Here is a 16,543-nt window from a genome sequence, read left to right as displayed (position 1 = left end):
ACGGCGTCGCGCTTGAACTCATCGGTGTAGACATTCTTAGGCATTGGGTCTTCCTTCGTTTGAGCACCACCTTATCGAGGTGATGCGGTCGAAGTGTCAACCAAACCTTCAGCAGACCCCCTGTTCACCAATTGGTGGCAGGCGAGGGGGCACGCGTCTGGATATGAACAGTCCGGGCCCTGGACAGAACAGCTCCGGTTAAGGGCATGGGTCCGGGTGACTGTGCGACTCCGCGGCTCGGCGGAGTACGGCCTGGAGTGCGCGTGGCGGGGTGATCTTGACCGTTTCGGAAGGTATTTCACCGTTCAGCAGCCCCGTGGGGCTCACCAGCCATGCCCAGGGTGTCCGGTGCGCTTGGTCATATCGCGGGGATCAGGGACTTATCAGCATGCCCAACGGTGAAGATCCGATCCTCTTGGCACAAACGAGAAACTCAGGTTCGAAGAGAACTCATCTCGATTCCCCGCATCTCGGCGAGCTGGGTGTGCGTGTCCGCCCCGTGCTCTGTGATGCTCGATGCTCTCAGTGAGACACTTCGCCGTATTTAGCGCTGCGAATCCCGTGGCATCAACGTACTGACCTGGTCAATCATGACCCGTGAAGCATGGTCGGATAGTGCGTTGCGGGCACCGGCTTGCCGGAGGCGGACCAATCTGAACAGCTCAATGGCCTCGGCGACATCGGCTTCGTCCATACCGACGATCTCCACATGACCCTCGCTGCTGCGGATCTCGATGTTCTTGGATCGATCGGTACCCATGATTGCCTCCTGTCTCGATTGTAGGTAAGCCGGGGGACGAATAGCAGTGTCCTGCTGCTCTGGATAAGGCAAAAGCCCGGTGCGGCACTACAAGGATCAGGGAAGAACCTTGTGATGCCGCACCGGACTGATGCTGGTCGTTCGGGGGTCTAGAGCTGGTTGCCCAGCTTGAAGCCCTTCGAGGCCTGGCCGTGGTACGAGCCGTCCTCGTCCCCGGCACGGGTGTAGGAGAAGCCGTCGGCGCCGATGGTGACTTCCAGTTCGGAATCATCGGTGCGTTCGATGACTTCCTGAACGTTGCCGTCAAGATCCAGCACCTTCGAGGCCTCGGTGTACCAGGAAGGTACAACCGGGTTGCCCCACCAGTCACGGCGCTGGTTATCGTGCACGTTCCAGGTGATGGTCGGGTTATCCGGATCCCCGGTGTAGTAGTCCTGGGTGTAGATCTCGATGCGGTGGTCATCCGGATCCAGGATGTACAGGTAGAACGCGTTGGACACACCGTGGCGGCCCGGGCCGCGCTCGATCCGGTCGGAGATGCGCAGGGCGCCCATCTTGTCGCAGATCTGGATGATGTTGTGCTTCTCGTGCGTGGAGAAGGCCACGTGGTGCAGGCGCGGGCCGTTGCCGCCGGTCAGGGCGGTGTCGTGCACGGTGCCCTTGCGGTGCATCCAGGCGGCGTAGGTGGTGCCCTCGTCATCCTGGATGTCCTCGGTGACGCGGAAGCCCAGGTCCTCTAGGTACTTGCGGCCGCGCGGCACATCCGGGGTCACCTGGTTGAAGTGGTCCAGGCGCACCAGTTCGCCGGCCGAGTACAGGTCGTAGCGCATGTGCAGGCGTTCGACGTGGGTGGTCTCGAAGAAGAACTCGTACGGGAAGCCCAGCGGGTCCTCCACACGCACCGAATCGCCGATGCCGCGTACGAAGCCTTCCTTGCGGCGTTCGGTGCGGCAGCCCAGTTCCTTGTAGTAGGCCTCGGCGGCATCCACTTCCTCGGTCGAGCGCACGCGGAAGGCCATGGCCTTCAGTGCGGCAACCGGGCCCTTGGTGAGCACCAGGTTGTGGTGGATGAATTCCTCGAAAGAGCGCAGGTAGATCTGCTGATCGTCCTCGTAGCTCACGTGTAGGCCCAGGACGTCCACGTAGAAGTTGCGGGACTTGGCCAGATCGGTGACCACCAGTTCGGCATAGGCGCAGCGCAGGATATCCGGGGCTGGAACCGATGGCTTGGGGATTTCGTTGCTCATGATGTTGCTCCTTTGCAAGCAGGAATGTTAGTGGTTAGGCGCCGAACTTCGGGGTGTGCACGTCGCCCAGGGTGATGTGCACGGCCTGCTGGTCGGTGTAGAAGTCGATCGAACGGTAGCCGCCCTCGTGGCCCAGGCCCGAGGCCTTTACGCCGCCGAACGGGCTGCGCAGGTCGCGCACGTTGTGGGAGTTGAGCCACACCATGCCGGCCTCGATGTCCTGGGCGAAGTTGTGGGCCCGCTTCAGGTCATTGGTCCACACGTAGGCGGCCAGCCCGTAGCGGGTGTTGTTCGCCAATTCCAGGGCCTCCTCGTCGGTGTCGAACGGGGTGATGGCCACCACCGGTCCGAAGATCTCCTCCTGGAAGATCCGGGCATCAGGGGACACATCGGCGAACACGGTCGGGGCGACGTAGGAGCCGTTCTCCTGGCCCTCGGGCAGGTTCTCCGGGCGTCCGCCACCGGCGACCAGGCGGCCCTCGGACTTGCCGATCTCCACGTAGCTCATGACCTTGTCGTAGTGCTCCGGGTGGACCAGCGCGCCGACCTGGGTGGCCGGATCGTGCGGGTCGCCGACCTTGATGTTCTTGGCACGCGCCGCGTAGGTTTCGACGAACTTCTCGTAGATGCCGCGCTGGACCAGGATGCGGCTACCGGCGGTGCAGCGTTCGCCGTTCAGTGAGAATACGCCGAACAGGGTGGAGTCGATGGCCGCATCGAAGTCGGCGTCGTCGAAGACGATGGCCGGGGACTTGCCGCCCAGCTCCATGCTCATGCCCTTGAGGTTCTCGGCGCAGTTGCGGAAGATCAGCTGGCCGGTGGAGGATTCGCCGGTGAAGGAGATCAGCGGCACGTCCGGGTGCTTGACCAGTGCGTCGCCGGCTTCCTCACCCATGCCGTTGACCAGGTTGAACACGCCCTTGGGCAGTCCGGCCTCCTCGAAGATGGTGGCCCACAGCGAAGCGGAGAGCGGGGTGAACTCGGCTGGCTTGAGCACCACGGTGCAGCCCGAGGCGATCGAGGGGGCCAGCTTCCAGGATTCGAGCATGAACGGGGTGTTCCACGGGGTGATCAGCCCGGCCACGCCGATCGGCTTGCGGTTCACGTAGTTCAGCTGGGTGCCGGGAACCTTCAGCGCGGTATCGTGCTGGGCGACGATCAGGTCGGCGAAGAAGCGGAAGTTCTCCGCGGCACGCTGGGCCTGGCCCTTGGCCTGGGTGATCGGCAGGCCGGTGTCGAAGGTTTCCATCTCGGCCAGGCGGTCCTGCTGGGCCACCACGGCGTCGGCGATCTTGTACAACACGTTGGCGCGCTCGCGCGGCTTCATCTTCGGCCATGGGCCGTTCTTGAAGGCCTCGGTGGCGGCGGCGACCGCGGCGTCGATGTCAGCCTTCTGGCCGGCGGCGGCGTTCACGTAGGGCTTGTTGGTCACCGGATCCAGGACCTCGAAGGTCTCGCCGCCGATCGAGTCGACGAATTCGCCGTTGATGTAGTGCTGGATCTTGCTCGGCAGGTTCTCCGGGACAAAGTGCTTGCTCATTCAGTATCTACCTTTCGGGTGAAGGAAATCGTAGGTGGTTGTCAGATGGCCGAGGGCTCCATGCCCGCGGCCTTGAGGTACGCATTGAGCGTATTGGTCCGGTGGGCCCGGGCCGCCTGCTCGATCTGCGCTGCGCTGGCGTTGTCATCAAGCAGTTCCAGCAGGTGCTGGTGCTCCTCGACGGACTGCGCGGCCCGGTGCGGGATATGCGAGAAGGAGGAGGCGCGCATGGCCGCCAGCCGCCGCCACCCGCGCTGGACCAGGTCCAGGATGTGCGGGTTCGGGCACTGGCAGTACAGCAACCTGTGGAATTCGGTATTCAGTTCGGTGAAGGCCACCGGGTCGAACGCCGCCAGGCACTGGCGCATCTGGTCATTGATCCGGTGGGCCTCGGCCCGCATCCGCTCATCGATCAGCGGGGCGGCCAGGGCGGTGGCCGCCGGTTCGATGATCGTCAGGGTCTGCATGGTGTGCAGGTACAAGGTGCCATCCACCTGGGCCACGGTCGCCCCGACATTGCGGGTGAAGTTCACCAGGCCCTCGGCTTCCAGGCGCCGAATGGCCTCGCGCACCGGGACCACCGAGCAACCCAGTTCCTCGGCGATGGTCCCCAGCACGAGTCGATAGCCGGGGGAGTAGGCCCCGTTACCGATCCGTTCGGAGACCAGCGCGTAGGCCGCTTCGGACTTGGACGGGCTCATTAGACGTCCCAGGTGGCCAGGTCGGGTGAGCCGGCTTCCTGCCAGGCGTTGTACTTGGCCTTCCACTCGGCATTCATCGGGAACAGGCCCTCGATGATGTGCCCGCGCTGGACCATGGCGAAGATGAACTCATCCGAGCTCTCGGTGGCCATGGCCTCGTTGGCGACCTGTTCGACCAGGTGCGGCGGGATGACCACGATGCCGTCGGAGTCGGCCACGATCACGTCCCCGGGCTGCACGGTGACCCCGCCGCAGGCCACGGTCAGGTCCTTGTCCCAGGCCACGTGCTTGCGTCCGAGTACGGCCGGGTGGGCGCCGTTGTAGAACACCGGGATTTCCAGCCCGGAGACTGCCGCCAGATCGCGTACGCCGCCGTCGGTGATGATGCCGGCCGCGCCCAGGGTGTGGGCGCGCAGGGCCAGGATGTCACCCAGGGTGGCCGAACCGGTCTCCCCGCGGGCCTCCATGACCAGGATCTCCCCGTCACCGAGCGAGTCGATGGACTGCTTCTGCGTGTTGTAGCCGCCGCCGTGGGCCTTGAACAGGTCCTCGCGGTTCGGGACGTACCGCAGGGTGCGGGCGGTGCCGATCACGCGCTGCATGCCCTTGGTGGATCCGGGCACCTCGATGTTCACGTTGTTCAGTCCCAGCTTGCGCAGGGTGGCGGAGATGGTGGCGGTGGCTACGGCCTCCAGCTTGGCGCGGACCTCGTCGGTGAGCACGGACTTGCCGGTGATCACCGGGTCCAGGCCGGCCGAATCGCGGTCGCCATAGGCGTCTTCCTTGTCCTTCTCGGTGACCTTGGGCTGGTTGCCGAAGGAGGCGAAGCCGGCGCTGCCCTCCACCGCGGTGGTCTTCAACTTGCCGGTGCTGTTGCCGGTGAGCAGGTCGGTGACCTCCACCTCGACCACATCGCCGGGGAAGAAGACCGAGGAGCCGGCCGGGGTGCCGGTGAGGATGACATCCCCGGGCAGCAGGGTCATCTGCTGGGACAGGTCGGCGACGATCTGGGCGAAGGAGAAGAGCAACTCCGAGGTATCGGCATCCTGGACCAGCTGGCCGTTGACCCAGGTCTGCACGCGCAGCTTGGCCGGGTCGAGCACGGCGGCATCCAGGGAAGCAGGGCCCATCGGGGTGTAGCCGTCGCCGGACTTGGAACGGATGTTCGAACCCTTGTCGGCGTACTTGATGTCATGCACCCCCAGGTCGTTGGCGGCGGTGACCTGGCCTACGTGGCCCCAGGCGTCCTCCACCGAGACACGGCGGGCCGGTTTGCCGATGATCAGGGCGATCTCGCCTTCGAAGGCGAGCAGTTCGGTGCCGGCCGGGCGCTCCACGGTGGAGCCGGAGACAGCCAGGGAGGAGGAGGCCTTCATGAAGTAGCTGGGGAACTTCGGGGTGCGTCCGCGCTGCGCCGCCCGCGAGGCGTAGGACAGGTGAACGGCCAGGACCTTACCTGCCTGGCTGAAGGTTGTCTCGTCCACCGAAACCGAGGTGCTCATTGATTCTCCCACTTCCGTCGTACATCAAATCGTATACGATCTAGTGTGCTCCGAATCTCAGTGGGTGTCAAGTGCTGCTGGTTTCCAATTAATGTGGCCTTGTCCCGGGGTACGTGAGGCACACCTTGCCCCGGGGCAACGGTGAGCCGCGCCGGCAATCCGGGGCTTGCGGGGCCAACCGGTAACTGGGGTGGCTTGCCCGCGAGGGATCTTCGGCTAAGGGTGCATATCAGAGCCGGAGCTGCTAGTCCAGGACATGCCGGTCGGGACTGGTGACGCCATCTGAGTTGATCCTGACCGTCAGCGGCGAATGCTGGGCATCATCGGGCAGCGTGAAGACGTGGGTGGTCGGGGCGAGGTCCGCGGTGCAGGCGCCCTCGGTCTCGGATTCGAAATAGATGGTCAGGTTGTTCTCCGCACCCAATTCCAGGTCGGTGGCATCCGGCGGGCACGAGGAAGAGCCCCACGTGGTCACCGTGATGGACTGAGGCTTGTTTTTCCATTGGACAAGGGGAGCGTCCATTTGCTGCTCACCCTCCATGCCGTCGGGCAGTCCCCTGAAGCGTTCGTCGCTGACCGGGGTTGAGCTGCATGCCGCGAGTAACAGTGCGCAGGGCAACAGGACAAGGGCCGTGCGAAGCAGGCCGGGTGACTGTGAGCGAGAAATTCTGGCCATACTGCCGAGTGTAGCCACCGAATGATTCTCTGGGCAGGGGAGAGTGGCGCCTTCCCACAAAGTGCACAGCTGGGTTCCAGCTTCGGATGGCTGTTGCTGCGCCACTGGGCGAACACGGGGTCCTGGGCCGGGGGAAGTATGAGGGATATTGTGCAGTTTCACGGATGCGTGGATTCGGGTACCTGAAACGGTGAATTGACAGATGCGGCCTAGCCGCCGGTGTCGTGTGGTGACGTGCCGTCCGTGCTTATGGAACCTCAGGAAGCGAGCAGGTCGCAGTAGGCTCCGCCGTGGAACACCAGCGGTTCTCCGGCGCGGTACGAGAAGCGTTCGACGTTGCCTAGGATGATGCAATGGTCGCCGGCCTCGTGCAGGGTGGCGGTGCTCGCCTCGAACGTGGCCAAGGCATCTTCGATGAGCGGAATGCCGCCCAGTCCCTGTGCCACCGACAGGCCCTGGAACTTTTCCTCCCCGGGGGTCGAGAAGCGACGCGAAAGCGGGGCCTGGTCTTTGGCCAGCACGCTGACGGCGAACCTGCCAGCGGACCTGAAGTGATCGAGACTACGCAAGTGGCGTCCCGGCATCCACAGAATCATCGGCGGATCAAGGGACACCGAGGCAAAGGAATTGGCTGTCACCCCCACCGGCGTCCCGTCCGCAGCAAGGGTGGTGATGACGGCAACCCCGGTGGCGAAGCTCCCCAAGGCATTGCGCAGCTCACGGGTGTCCACGGTATGGCTGGTCATGGTTCTGGTCATGGTCTTGCTCCTTGCTCGATGCATCTGGGACCCGGTGGTGCAGTTCACCCTCGGGTGCCGCCCAGCCTATGAGTTGGCTCGGCCAGCGGACTATCCACTGCGTGTACCGGTGTCCACTTTCGGTGCACTGGGCTCAAACGCCCCGGGATCCTCCGGCGCCGATGCACGAAGTGGCCATCGAAACAGAAAGTGGATATCCGCAGGCGAGAAGTCGTGAATAGACTCCGGATGTGATCGCTGCCACATCGAAGGAAGGTATTGACATGAACGCCAAAACAACCGAAAGAGTGCACCTGGTTCGCAAGGAGGAACGCCAATCCCTGTGGTTCCTGGGCGATCTGGTCCAACCCCTGGCCACCGGTCAGCAGACTCGCGACGGACTCTATATCGCCCACTACCAAGCGGCTCCGTCGTCGCAACCTCCGCTGCATGAACATGACGACGATGATGAAATCTTCTTCATCACCCAGGGCCGCATTGCTTTCTGGGCGGAAGGAGAGGAGAAGATCATCGGCACCGCAGGGGACTTTGTCATCCTGCCCAAGGGAGTTGCCCACACCTTCCAGGCCTCCCCGGAAGAGGGTGCCACCTGGCTGCTGATCCTCTCACCCTCTTCCTCGTTCGAAAAGGTGATCAATGCCGTGGCCACGCCGGCCGGATACGAAGCTCCCGAGCAGGGCTGGCAAATCGATGCCGCAACGGTGGCAACTCTTGAACGTGTTGCCCCGTCCGGTGGAGTACGACTGCTCGGTGCCCCCGGCGACCTGCCTGCCAGCCACCAACAAGGAATCCAGTCATGACCGCGAACACCACCAGCACCGCCACCACGAACACCGAACCGACCACCCGGGAGGTCATCGACAGGTTCTGGGCGGCCCACAGCACCGGGGACCGTGAACGACTCAAGGCGATCATTTCCCCGGACATCCAGTGGACCGTCGTGGGACGCACTGTTCCACTAGCCAAGACCTACACCGGATGGCAGGGGTTCTTCGACGAACTGCTGGCTGCACTGGACGCCTCGTTTCAACCCGGATCACTGGACATGAAACGCAGTGGCAGCTACGTGGATGAAAAAGCCGGGGTCGGCGTCATCGAGTTGTTTGAATCCGCCGTCACCACTGACGGGAAAATATTTGAAAACCACATCGTGGACGTGCTTCAGATCAAGGGCGGCCAGATCATTTCGGGCCGCGAATACATGGACCTGGCCGAGGTCAAAGAAGCCTTCGGTTTCTAACCACCACTTCAAGGAGTTGCATCCCATGAGCATTGAAAGCCCACACCACCTTGGCAACGTGCCGCGTACCTCAATCACCGAGGTGATCGAACGGATTCACGAGATTGGCCCACTGCTGCGGTCCAACGCCATCGCCGCCGACCGCGACCGACGCGTTCCGGACGAATCCATGGATGCGTTGGAAGCCGCCGGCGCGTTCTCACTTCTGATCCCCGAGCGTTTCGGAGGATTGGGAGCAGGCGCCGCCGATCTGGTGGACGTTGCACGACTCATCGGCAGATTCGATCCGGCGGCCTCCTGGGTCACCGTGATTTCCAATGGATCGGCGATGCTGGCCCTGCGCTTCCCCCAGACGTCCATCGACCGGATCTTCGGATCCGGTCGACCGGTGCGCATGTCCTCGATCATTGTCAGCCAGGGCGGCCACGCCGTCCGGGAAGCAGACGGCTACCGCATCAGCGGGAAGTGGCCGTTTGCGTCCAACAGCTTGCATGCCCAGTGGGCGGTGGTCGTGGTTCCGATACAGCAAACCCCCGACGGCGAGGCGGTGCCCGGCTATGCGTTGGTGCGCGAAGATCAGTGGGAGGTGCTGGATACCTGGCAGACCATTGGGATGCGCGGCACCGGAAGCAACACCCTGGCGGTGAGCGAGGGATGGATCCCGGAAGACCAAATAGTGACCGCAGACCAGCTGCTCGGACCTGCCGCGGAGACCCTGCCCGATGCCCTCGACATCCAGCGGCTGGCCCCGGTGTCCACCATGTCCACCGCCATCGCCGCCCCGTCACTGGGTGCCGCGGACGCATTGCTGGAACTGGTAGCCGAGCAGGCCCACCAGCGCGGCATCACCTACTCGAACTATCGGCCGCAAACCACCTCCGAGGCCTTTGTCCGGGGCCTGGGCGAGGTCCGGGCGAAGATCGATGGTGCGGGGTTGCTGTTGGAACGCTCCGCCAAAAGCGTCGACGCGGCCTCGCGGGAACCGAACCCGTTGTCCCCGGCCGACCGGGCCCGCTGCCGCAACGACGTGGCGCACGCCGCCCACAGCCTGACCGACGCGGCCAACGACCTGGCGTGGCTGTACGGCACCGCCCTCTTTGCCGACACCAACCCCGTAGGCCGGTTGTGGCGGGATATCAACACCGGAACGCGCCATGCGCTGGTAGCCAGCCCACTGGGCTACGAGATCGGCGGGGCCGGGTACCTGGGCCTGGAACCGCCCGCACCGATCGTCTAATGCAGCGCAAGGAATGGAGCATGGTTCCATCCAGCCAACGAGCTGTTGCCCCGCCGCCGGATACCGCAACGGTCAGCCATCTCGGTATCCGGTACGCGGCGCTGTCCACACCGGGTGATGCGTTTTCTTCGCCGGTGCCGGTGCCGGTGTCCGGCTCCCGGAAACCGCGCCCCAGCGACCTCAGGGACGTGGCGGTGTTCCCGCAGCTGCCGAGCCGGCTAGCTAAATTGATGGGACCTGGCGTGGAAGAAAACCCGCAGGACCACAACGCATTTTTTCTCAATGTGTTCGCCCCGGCAACGGGCAGGGACCTTCCGGTAGTGGTCTTCCTGCACGGCGGAGCTTGGTCCAGCGGCGCCGGTGCCGCCCGCTGGTACCGGGGCACGGAGTTGGCCGTCGAGGGGATGGTGGTCATCACCGTGAACTATCGGCTGGGTCCGGCCGGCCACCTGGCGACGGGCCGGGAACCGCACCGGCCGTTTGATGAGCTGGTGTTGGCTTTGCGATGGGTCCGGGACCATGCTGCCGACTATGGGGCAGATATCCGGAATATCACCGTCGCCGGGCAGTCCGCCGGGGCCTGGTACGCATGGATGCTGGCGCAGGATCCACGCGCCCGCGGGCTGATGCGCCAGGTGGCGTTGTGGAGCATGCCCCAGATCGAGCCGTGGTCCCAGGCCCGCAGAGCGGACTTCACGCGAACCGTCACCGGACAGGACCCCGAGCTGCTCACCGATCCGGACCGCTATCCCGAACTAATGCGCGCCACGGCGGCCACGCTGTCCACTGTGCCCCGGGATCCAGGCATGATGCCTCCGATGCTGTTGCCTTCCGTACCGGCCCCAGCCCGCGGTGCCGCCGCCTTGCACGAGGCCGTGCGGAGGTTGCATGTCCAGCAGGTGTATGTGCGCGACACCTCCCATGAGATGAGCCCGTTCCTGGCTCTGGAGACCCTGGATGCGCGCCAGCGTGGCCAGTTGCTACGACAGCTCGCTCACCAGGCACTTGGCACGGGGCGTGAATCCCCCTGGCCGCACGAGGCGTTGCCGCCCGAGAGCTCGGCCGTCGCGAGGCAATCGGCAGATATCATCCGGTATTCGTCCTGGCTGGCCTTCGGGCAACAAGCCGACGCGATCGCTTCCGCATGTCGGCAACAGGGCAGGAAAGTGGTGCTGCGTCGGTTCGCGGGCACCAGCGCCCTGCCGGGGGTCGGCGGCCCGCACTGTTTCGATTTGCCGTTCCAGTTCGGGAACTTCCCGGACTGGCACGATGCACCCATGCTTGACGGCATCGATACCGAAATGATGCGGCGATGGAGTCGGGAATTGCGCGAGGACCTGCTGGAATTCGGGTCCGGGCAATCTTCCCCGGACCGGCGAATGCTGGGAGCATAGTAGGCGTCCGGTCCGATTGTTCCCGGACCGCGCGCGGCGCCGCTGATGGCCAGTACCACTGAGGATCACGATTTAAGGAGTGTGCCGATGTTCGATCGTCATCCCATCGTTTCCACCGGCGATCCGGAGGAAGCCCGGTCCCGCGTCAGCCAGACCTATCGTGAGCACGGCTTGCAGGTCAGCGACTCCGCCCGGCAGTTCCGTCTCACGCACAACGGCACCCTGGCCGGCGGGATCGGCCTCTACTTCATGAGCTACGGTGCCCGGGTCCGCATCTCGCCCGGCGCCTTGGAGGACTTCGCGTTAGTCCAGATTCCGTTGCATGGAGCGGCACTTGATCGCATCGATGGCACAGCGATCGACACCCACCAACGCATGGGCTCGATTGCCGGCCCCGACAATAGCCTGGAGATGGAGTGGGCCAGCGACACGGCAAAGCTGGTGCTCTACATTCCGCGGCACACGCTGGAAGGCGCGGCCTTCGCACTCAGTGGTCACCGTCCACACGAAGCCATGCAATTGCGTCCCGCGATGGATTTCACCCAACCGGCCCAGCGGTCCTGGTTTGGTCTGGTGCGGTCAATGGTGCAGGGTATCCAGCTCAACAGCACGTTGACGGCCAACTCACTGGTCAGTTCCCGCATGGCCGACACCATTGTGCTGGGCTTAGTGGCTAACCAGTGGCAGAACCCGGTGCAGCAACGTGCCAGGGGTCCAGTCGCGGAATCCGATGCGGTGGATCTTGTGGTCGCGATGTTGGAAGAAGCACCCGAGCGCACCTGGCGCATGGTGGACTTGGCCCATGCCGCCCGGCTCAGCGCGCGGACTTTGTCTACCGCATTCCAGAAGAAGATGCAGACCACCCCGATGGGATACCTCCAGCAAGTTCGATTGCGGGGCGCCTACCGGGATCTCTACGCCGCGACACCAGTGACGACAACCATCGCGGAGGTCGCCACCCGGTGGGGGTTTGCCCACCTCAGTCGGTTCTCCGCGGTATACCGCGAAACCTTCGGTGAGCTGCCTTCCGAGACGCTCAAACGCTGAGCGGCCAATGCTCCCCGAAACCAGTCCACAGACGCTCCGTCCAGGACTGCGACCATGGAGAAGCGATTCTTCGAGAGGATGCCCGAGATATTGGTCATTGCCCTGACCTCAGGGCTGTGATCGAAAGCAATAAGGATTTGGAGGGGAACCACGGTTGCGTGCTGGTCGGCGAAGCACCTACGGATGGAGCTTCACCGGTAGCAATGGATTGTGCTGAGGCACGGTGCCGTCAAGCTGTAGGCGCCACACCAGGACGATGGAAGAATGATCGGGTGCAAAGGCTACCAAAAACGAAAATCACAGCATCCTCCCGAAAGAGCATGGATGCTTGGCTCAACTCGACTGAGATCAATGCTGGATTCCTTGGCAAGGATCTGAAATTCACCGTGTTGCTGCTTGATCAGTACGATGCCGGCGTAGACAGGATCCTTGCAGAAAGAGCCGAGCTGGGTGAACTGTCATGGCTTGGCGGGCCGGCGCTGGGGCCTGTGGAGCAGTGGCCAAGGACCGCATCCGGTGAACCACTGGCGCATATTGCGACGATTAATCTCGGTGAAGCCCAAGCATTGCTGGAATCGTCGGATATCACCGAACCGAATTGGCCCGAACCAAGCGCGAGATTACCCGAATCGGGTTATCTTGAAGTGTTCCATCACTTGGGAACCTACGGCAATCCGGAGGACGTGGGAACCGGTGGGTGGCTGGTGCGGTATCTCCCGTTGGCTGGCGAAGAATTCCCGCCGCTAGTCAGTGCGCCGGATGATCTGGATTTGCCAACTGATGTTTGCCAGCCGGTACTTCTTGGGACCGGATTTAGCGTGCCGCGCGCTGTTGACTTCACCGACAGCGACGATGCCACATTCGAAGCTGCCGAACGTGTCGAAGAGGAACTGAACGCTGCATGGACCGCCTGGCGTCGCGCAGTGAGTTCAGTTGAGCCCCCGGTATTCCCAATTTCCCATATGTATGGGCACAGCGACGCGGGGACGGGGTACGCCCAGGCGGTGCTCGACAAGGTGCGACCCCTGGCCGGGCCAGGGGATTCCTACATCTTGGTTCTTGGCCTTGAGAGCTGGACCTTCTTCGAGGGGTGGTTCGGGGATGCCGGAAGTTTCGAGGTGTGGATGCGCTCTAGCGATCTGGACGCACGGAACTTTGACCAGGCATGGTGCATGATCCGTACCGATCACTAAGCTCACGTATCATCCGGAGGGCAGGTGGGTGAACGCCGTGCAGGAAACTAGCCGGCCCCGGCCCCGCGAAGCGGCGTTTCACCCACGGCAGGTCACCTTCAGGAGTTGATTTCCTCGATGACGGTGTGCTGTTCGACCGCATTGGGGGCCGCATGCCGGGGGCCTGCTTATCGGAGTGTGAGGCCTTGAAGGAATCGGATTTGGGCCAGGCCATGAAATCCCCGCGGCTGTCGAATTCCATGGTCGAAACATAGGGCAGGCCTTCGGTCTCGGGGCGCATCAAGGTGGTGCGCTTGAGTCCTGGAACCCCGGAAAGGGTGGAGCGCATGCTGTCGATGAACGCCTTTTCGAAGGCTTCTGCGGCGTCTGCGGTGACATCAATGCGGTTGGTGATAACGAACGAGGGGTTGCCTTTCTGGGAGGGGGTGACACATGAATCTTACTGACACAATGTCGTTTAAATTTACACCCTGGCACTTTAGTGCACCTCAAGTTTCTCCGGGAGGATCCTGTGGCCCTGGGTCTGGGTGCAGGAAGACCCGTGGGCGAGCCTAGTGTTTGGTTCCTATGTGGCCGAGCATGGTGGCCAGATGGTTGTGTACCGTATCCAGGTCGATGCCCTGGTCTGCCATGTGCCCGGCGGCATGGATCACCGACATGACCAGGTCGGCAATTGCATCCGGGTCATCGAGGTGAAGTTGCTCAAGGGCGTTGAGCAGTGGCAATCGCGCGGAGGCGTGCATCTGTTCGGCCTGGTCATCCAGCGGCCCGTCGGGGGCAAATGAGGCCAAGGCGGTACCTACCGCATGACCACCCTCAGCCACTTGGTCAACGCAGGCGTTGGCGTAGGCCAGGACGGCTTGTTGCGGTGTTGCTGCGTTATCCACCGCCGCGGTGACGCGGGCAATCCACCGCGGGTACACTTCGCGCGCCGCGGCGCGAAGTAGTTCCTGGGGCGATTTGTAGTATTGGTAGATCGATGTCCGCGATAGTCCTGCCCGTTGTGCCACTTGCGCCAAAGTCGGTGGAACGCCTTTTTCATGCAGCAGGGCGAAGGTTGCGTCCATGATGGCGCGTTCTTGGTTGGCTCTGTGCTCCGCGACACTGGAAGCGCTGATTCGTGGCATTGTGCTCTTCTTAGGCTCCATTCAGGTTGGCTCTCAGGTTACCGGAAAACACCGAGGGCGGCAGGGATGCTGGATTCCTGCCGCCGTGCGTGCGGATACTGCTACTTGCGCGTGAGGGTGCCGTCGTTCATTTCGTAGATGACATCGCATTGGTCCAGCATCCCGTGGTCATGGGTGACCATGACGGTCGCGATACCCATGTCGCGGGCGCGTTGAGCCAGCAGGCCTACCACCTCGTGGCTGCGGGCGCTGTCCAAGGCGGCGGTGGGCTCGTCAAGCAGCATCACGGCCGGCTTGGTCACCAGTGCCCGTGCAATGCCGACGCGTTGGCGCTCGCCGCCGGAGAGCTGCCCTGGGCGGTGCTTGGCGCGGTGCGACATGCCGACAGCCTCCAGCAGAGGCATGGGGTCGAAGTTGCGCGGCCCCTTGGCCAGGAGGTTGACCATGCGCAGCTGATCGGCGGCGGTCAGCGACGGAATCAGGTTTCCTGATTGGAAGACAAAACCCACATCCTGCAGGCGATGGCGTGCGCGCTGCTTGGAGCTTAGTGTCGTGAGTTCGTGGCCGCGGAGCTTGACGGATCCGGTATCGGGCAGCGAAAGTGCGCCGGCGACCGCAAGCAACGAGGACTTTCCTGATCCCGAAGGGCCGACGATGGCGGCGAATTCCCCATCAGGTACGTGGAGGTTGACGTGATCGAGGACCCGTACTTTCTGGGCGCCGTCACCCAATTCCAGGGATACATCGGTCAGTGCGAGCCCGGAATCGGTGTTCGATGGGTTGTGGATGGCGGGACTTTGTTGGGTTTGCTGGCTCATCGGTTACCTCCGAGTGCGGTCAGTGGATCAATGCGGGCGATGCGGATAATGGAGATCACGGCTCCGACCAGCCCCAGGGTGATGGTCAGGGCGGCTGCGATGGCAATCGGGCCACCTTCCAGTGCGAACGGCATGCCTGCTGGCATTGCGGCACCGAGACCGAGGCCCGCCCCGATTCCCAGGGCAGTGAAGATCATCAGCAGCAGGGCTGCCTGGGTGACACCATCGCGAAGGAGGTAGCGTACGGGAGCGCCGATGGCACGCAGCACCGCGATTTCCTGTTTCCGCTGGATCGTCCACACCGAGAAGAATGCTCCGACAACCAAGCCGCAGATGGCGTAGAGGAAGACCTGGATCATGCTCAGCGTCAGGGTTTCGGCTTCGTAGCCGGGGGAAGAGTTGAACGATTCGCTCAGGCTCTTGCTGGTGGTGTTGGCTGCCGCATCGCCGGCGGCCAGATCAACCTCGGCTCCGTCGGCGTACTGCAAGGCCACGACGCTGCTGTAGTTGAAGTCAAGGCCGTTGATGTCCTGCTGGGTCGGTGCTCCTGCCGGCGCCTGACCGGCGGCGATCAGCTGCCAGGTCGATAGCGGTGCGTAGGCGATGTCGACGTGGCCGAAGGTGGCCTGACCTTCAGTGAACCCAATAACGGTCAGCTCGGTGTCGATCCGATCCATGGTGAGCACGGTGCCAATTTCCACTCCGGCTTCACGCATGGTTTCGGACACGACCAGACCGTCCACAGCGCCCAGCTGGCGGCCGTCGGAGACCGCGGGGGAGAGGAAGGAGGATGGATCGACGCCGAAGACCGCGACGTCGACCTGGGTGCCGTCATCGGTGGTGGCGTTCATCATGGAGCTGCCCATTGCAGTTGCCTGTTCGATGCCGGGCTGTTCGGACCAGGACGCGACCTGCTCCTGCTCGACGACTGAGCGGGAGAACGCGTTATCAGTCTTGGTTCCCTCATCGAAGGCGAATGCGGAGACAGGCATGGACTTCAATCCCGAGACACCGTCGTTGACCAGTCCTGAGGACAGCCCGGAGAGAATGACGGTGAGCACGGCAATGAGCGCGATGACCGCTCCCATGAGGCTGAAGCGTCCTTTGGCAAACGCCAGCTCTCTTAACGCAAGAAACATAATCAGTGGCCTTATGTAGGGGTCAGTACTTTATCGACATCATGTCGATATGATGCCAACACTATGTCAGGATGAGTGGGTGGGGGTGATAATTCCTGCGAAAATGTGATCAAGGTCAAGTAGGGGGATCCCCCTACTTTCCTGACGGTCTGTCGAGAACATCG

The 16,543-nt window shown here is 63.1% G+C and carries 17 protein-coding genes; 6 read left to right on the top strand and 11 right to left on the bottom strand.

The window, feature by feature from the left end; genetic code table 11:
• Positions 1-544: 544 nt before the first annotated feature.
• From OK351_RS17220 to OK351_RS17190, 7 genes are all read right to left on the bottom strand, one after another.
• Complete coding sequence (locus tag OK351_RS17220) at positions 545-760, bottom strand: hypothetical protein (protein ID WP_265161513.1); 216 nt, start codon at positions 758-760, stop codon at positions 545-547.
• A gap of 149 nt (positions 761-909) precedes the next feature.
• The gene (hpaD, locus tag OK351_RS17215) at positions 910-2,007 is read right to left on the bottom strand and encodes a 3,4-dihydroxyphenylacetate 2,3-dioxygenase (protein WP_265161511.1); all 1,098 of its coding nucleotides are present in this window, start codon (positions 2,005-2,007) and stop codon (positions 910-912) included.
• A gap of 34 nt (positions 2,008-2,041) precedes the next feature.
• Positions 2,042-3,547 carry a 5-carboxymethyl-2-hydroxymuconate semialdehyde dehydrogenase gene (gene hpaE, locus OK351_RS17210; RefSeq protein ID WP_265161509.1) on the bottom strand — a complete coding sequence of 502 codons (1,506 nt, stop codon included), beginning with the start codon at positions 3,545-3,547 and terminating at the stop codon, positions 2,042-2,044.
• 41 nt (positions 3,548-3,588) lie between these two features.
• Positions 3,589-4,248 (bottom strand): GntR family transcriptional regulator, encoded by a 660-nt coding sequence (locus OK351_RS17205; protein WP_265161507.1) that lies wholly within the window; start codon positions 4,246-4,248, stop codon positions 3,589-3,591.
• Positions 4,248-5,750: a fumarylacetoacetate hydrolase family protein gene (locus tag OK351_RS17200; protein ID WP_265161505.1), complete on the bottom strand. Its 1,503-nt coding sequence runs from the start codon at positions 5,748-5,750 to the stop codon at positions 4,248-4,250. Before OK351_RS17200 ends, OK351_RS17205 begins: the two co-directional genes overlap by 1 nt.
• A gap of 244 nt (positions 5,751-5,994) precedes the next feature.
• Positions 5,995-6,426 carry a hypothetical protein gene (locus OK351_RS17195; RefSeq protein WP_265161504.1) on the bottom strand — a complete coding sequence of 144 codons (432 nt, stop codon included), beginning with the start codon at positions 6,424-6,426 and terminating at the stop codon, positions 5,995-5,997.
• 257 nt (positions 6,427-6,683) lie between these two features.
• Positions 6,684-7,184, bottom strand: a complete 501-nt coding sequence (locus OK351_RS17190) for a flavin reductase family protein (RefSeq protein ID WP_265161502.1) — start codon at positions 7,182-7,184, stop codon at positions 6,684-6,686.
• A 263-nt stretch (positions 7,185-7,447) separates the two neighbouring features.
• Here OK351_RS17190 and OK351_RS17185 point away from each other — a divergent pair, with 263 nt between their 5' ends.
• From OK351_RS17185 to OK351_RS17160, 6 genes are all read left to right on the top strand, one after another.
• Positions 7,448-7,984 carry a cupin domain-containing protein gene (locus OK351_RS17185; protein ID WP_265161500.1) on the top strand — a complete coding sequence of 179 codons (537 nt, stop codon included), beginning with the start codon at positions 7,448-7,450 and terminating at the stop codon, positions 7,982-7,984.
• Positions 7,981-8,424, top strand: a complete 444-nt coding sequence (locus OK351_RS17180) for a nuclear transport factor 2 family protein (protein WP_265161497.1) — start codon at positions 7,981-7,983, stop codon at positions 8,422-8,424. Before OK351_RS17185 ends, OK351_RS17180 begins: the two co-directional genes overlap by 4 nt.
• A gap of 25 nt (positions 8,425-8,449) precedes the next feature.
• Positions 8,450-9,661 carry an acyl-CoA dehydrogenase family protein gene (locus OK351_RS17175; RefSeq protein WP_265161495.1) on the top strand — a complete coding sequence of 404 codons (1,212 nt, stop codon included), beginning with the start codon at positions 8,450-8,452 and terminating at the stop codon, positions 9,659-9,661.
• A gap of 20 nt (positions 9,662-9,681) precedes the next feature.
• On the top strand, positions 9,682-11,055 hold the full coding sequence (locus OK351_RS17170; RefSeq protein WP_265161493.1) for a carboxylesterase family protein: 1,374 nt from the start codon (positions 9,682-9,684) through the stop codon (positions 11,053-11,055).
• A 45-nt stretch (positions 11,056-11,100) separates the two neighbouring features.
• Positions 11,101-12,102 (top strand): AraC family transcriptional regulator, encoded by a 1,002-nt coding sequence (locus OK351_RS17165; protein WP_265161491.1) that lies wholly within the window; start codon positions 11,101-11,103, stop codon positions 12,100-12,102.
• A gap of 320 nt (positions 12,103-12,422) precedes the next feature.
• Positions 12,423-13,295, top strand: a complete 873-nt coding sequence (locus tag OK351_RS17160; protein WP_265161489.1) for a DUF1963 domain-containing protein — start codon at positions 12,423-12,425, stop codon at positions 13,293-13,295.
• On the opposite strand, the gene OK351_RS17990 is transcribed toward OK351_RS17160, so the two are convergent.
• The 4 genes from OK351_RS17990 to OK351_RS17145 form a co-directional block, all read right to left on the bottom strand.
• The gene (locus OK351_RS17990; protein WP_371931489.1) at positions 13,234-13,689 is read right to left on the bottom strand and encodes an antibiotic biosynthesis monooxygenase family protein; all 456 of its coding nucleotides are present in this window, start codon (positions 13,687-13,689) and stop codon (positions 13,234-13,236) included. The two genes, OK351_RS17160 and OK351_RS17990, sit on opposite strands and share 62 nt — an antisense overlap.
• A 157-nt stretch (positions 13,690-13,846) precedes the next feature.
• Complete coding sequence (locus OK351_RS17155) at positions 13,847-14,422, bottom strand: TetR/AcrR family transcriptional regulator (RefSeq protein ID WP_265161487.1); 576 nt, start codon at positions 14,420-14,422, stop codon at positions 13,847-13,849.
• Between the two features lie 101 nt (positions 14,423-14,523).
• A complete protein-coding gene (locus OK351_RS17150; RefSeq protein WP_265161485.1) occupies positions 14,524-15,240 on the bottom strand; it encodes an ABC transporter ATP-binding protein in 717 nt (238 codons plus the stop codon).
• Positions 15,237-16,328 carry an ABC transporter permease gene (locus OK351_RS17145; protein ID WP_265161483.1) on the bottom strand — a complete coding sequence of 364 codons (1,092 nt, stop codon included), beginning with the start codon at positions 16,326-16,328 and terminating at the stop codon, positions 15,237-15,239. Before OK351_RS17145 ends, OK351_RS17150 begins: the two co-directional genes overlap by 4 nt.
• Positions 16,329-16,543 lie beyond the last annotated feature (215 nt).

The organism is Glutamicibacter sp. MNS18 (genome assembly GCF_026107515.2).
Lineage (GTDB): Bacteria > Actinomycetota > Actinomycetes > Actinomycetales > Micrococcaceae > Glutamicibacter.
The sequence above is the reverse complement of the archived record's forward strand: the minus strand, read 5'-3'. Positions and strand labels throughout refer to the sequence as shown.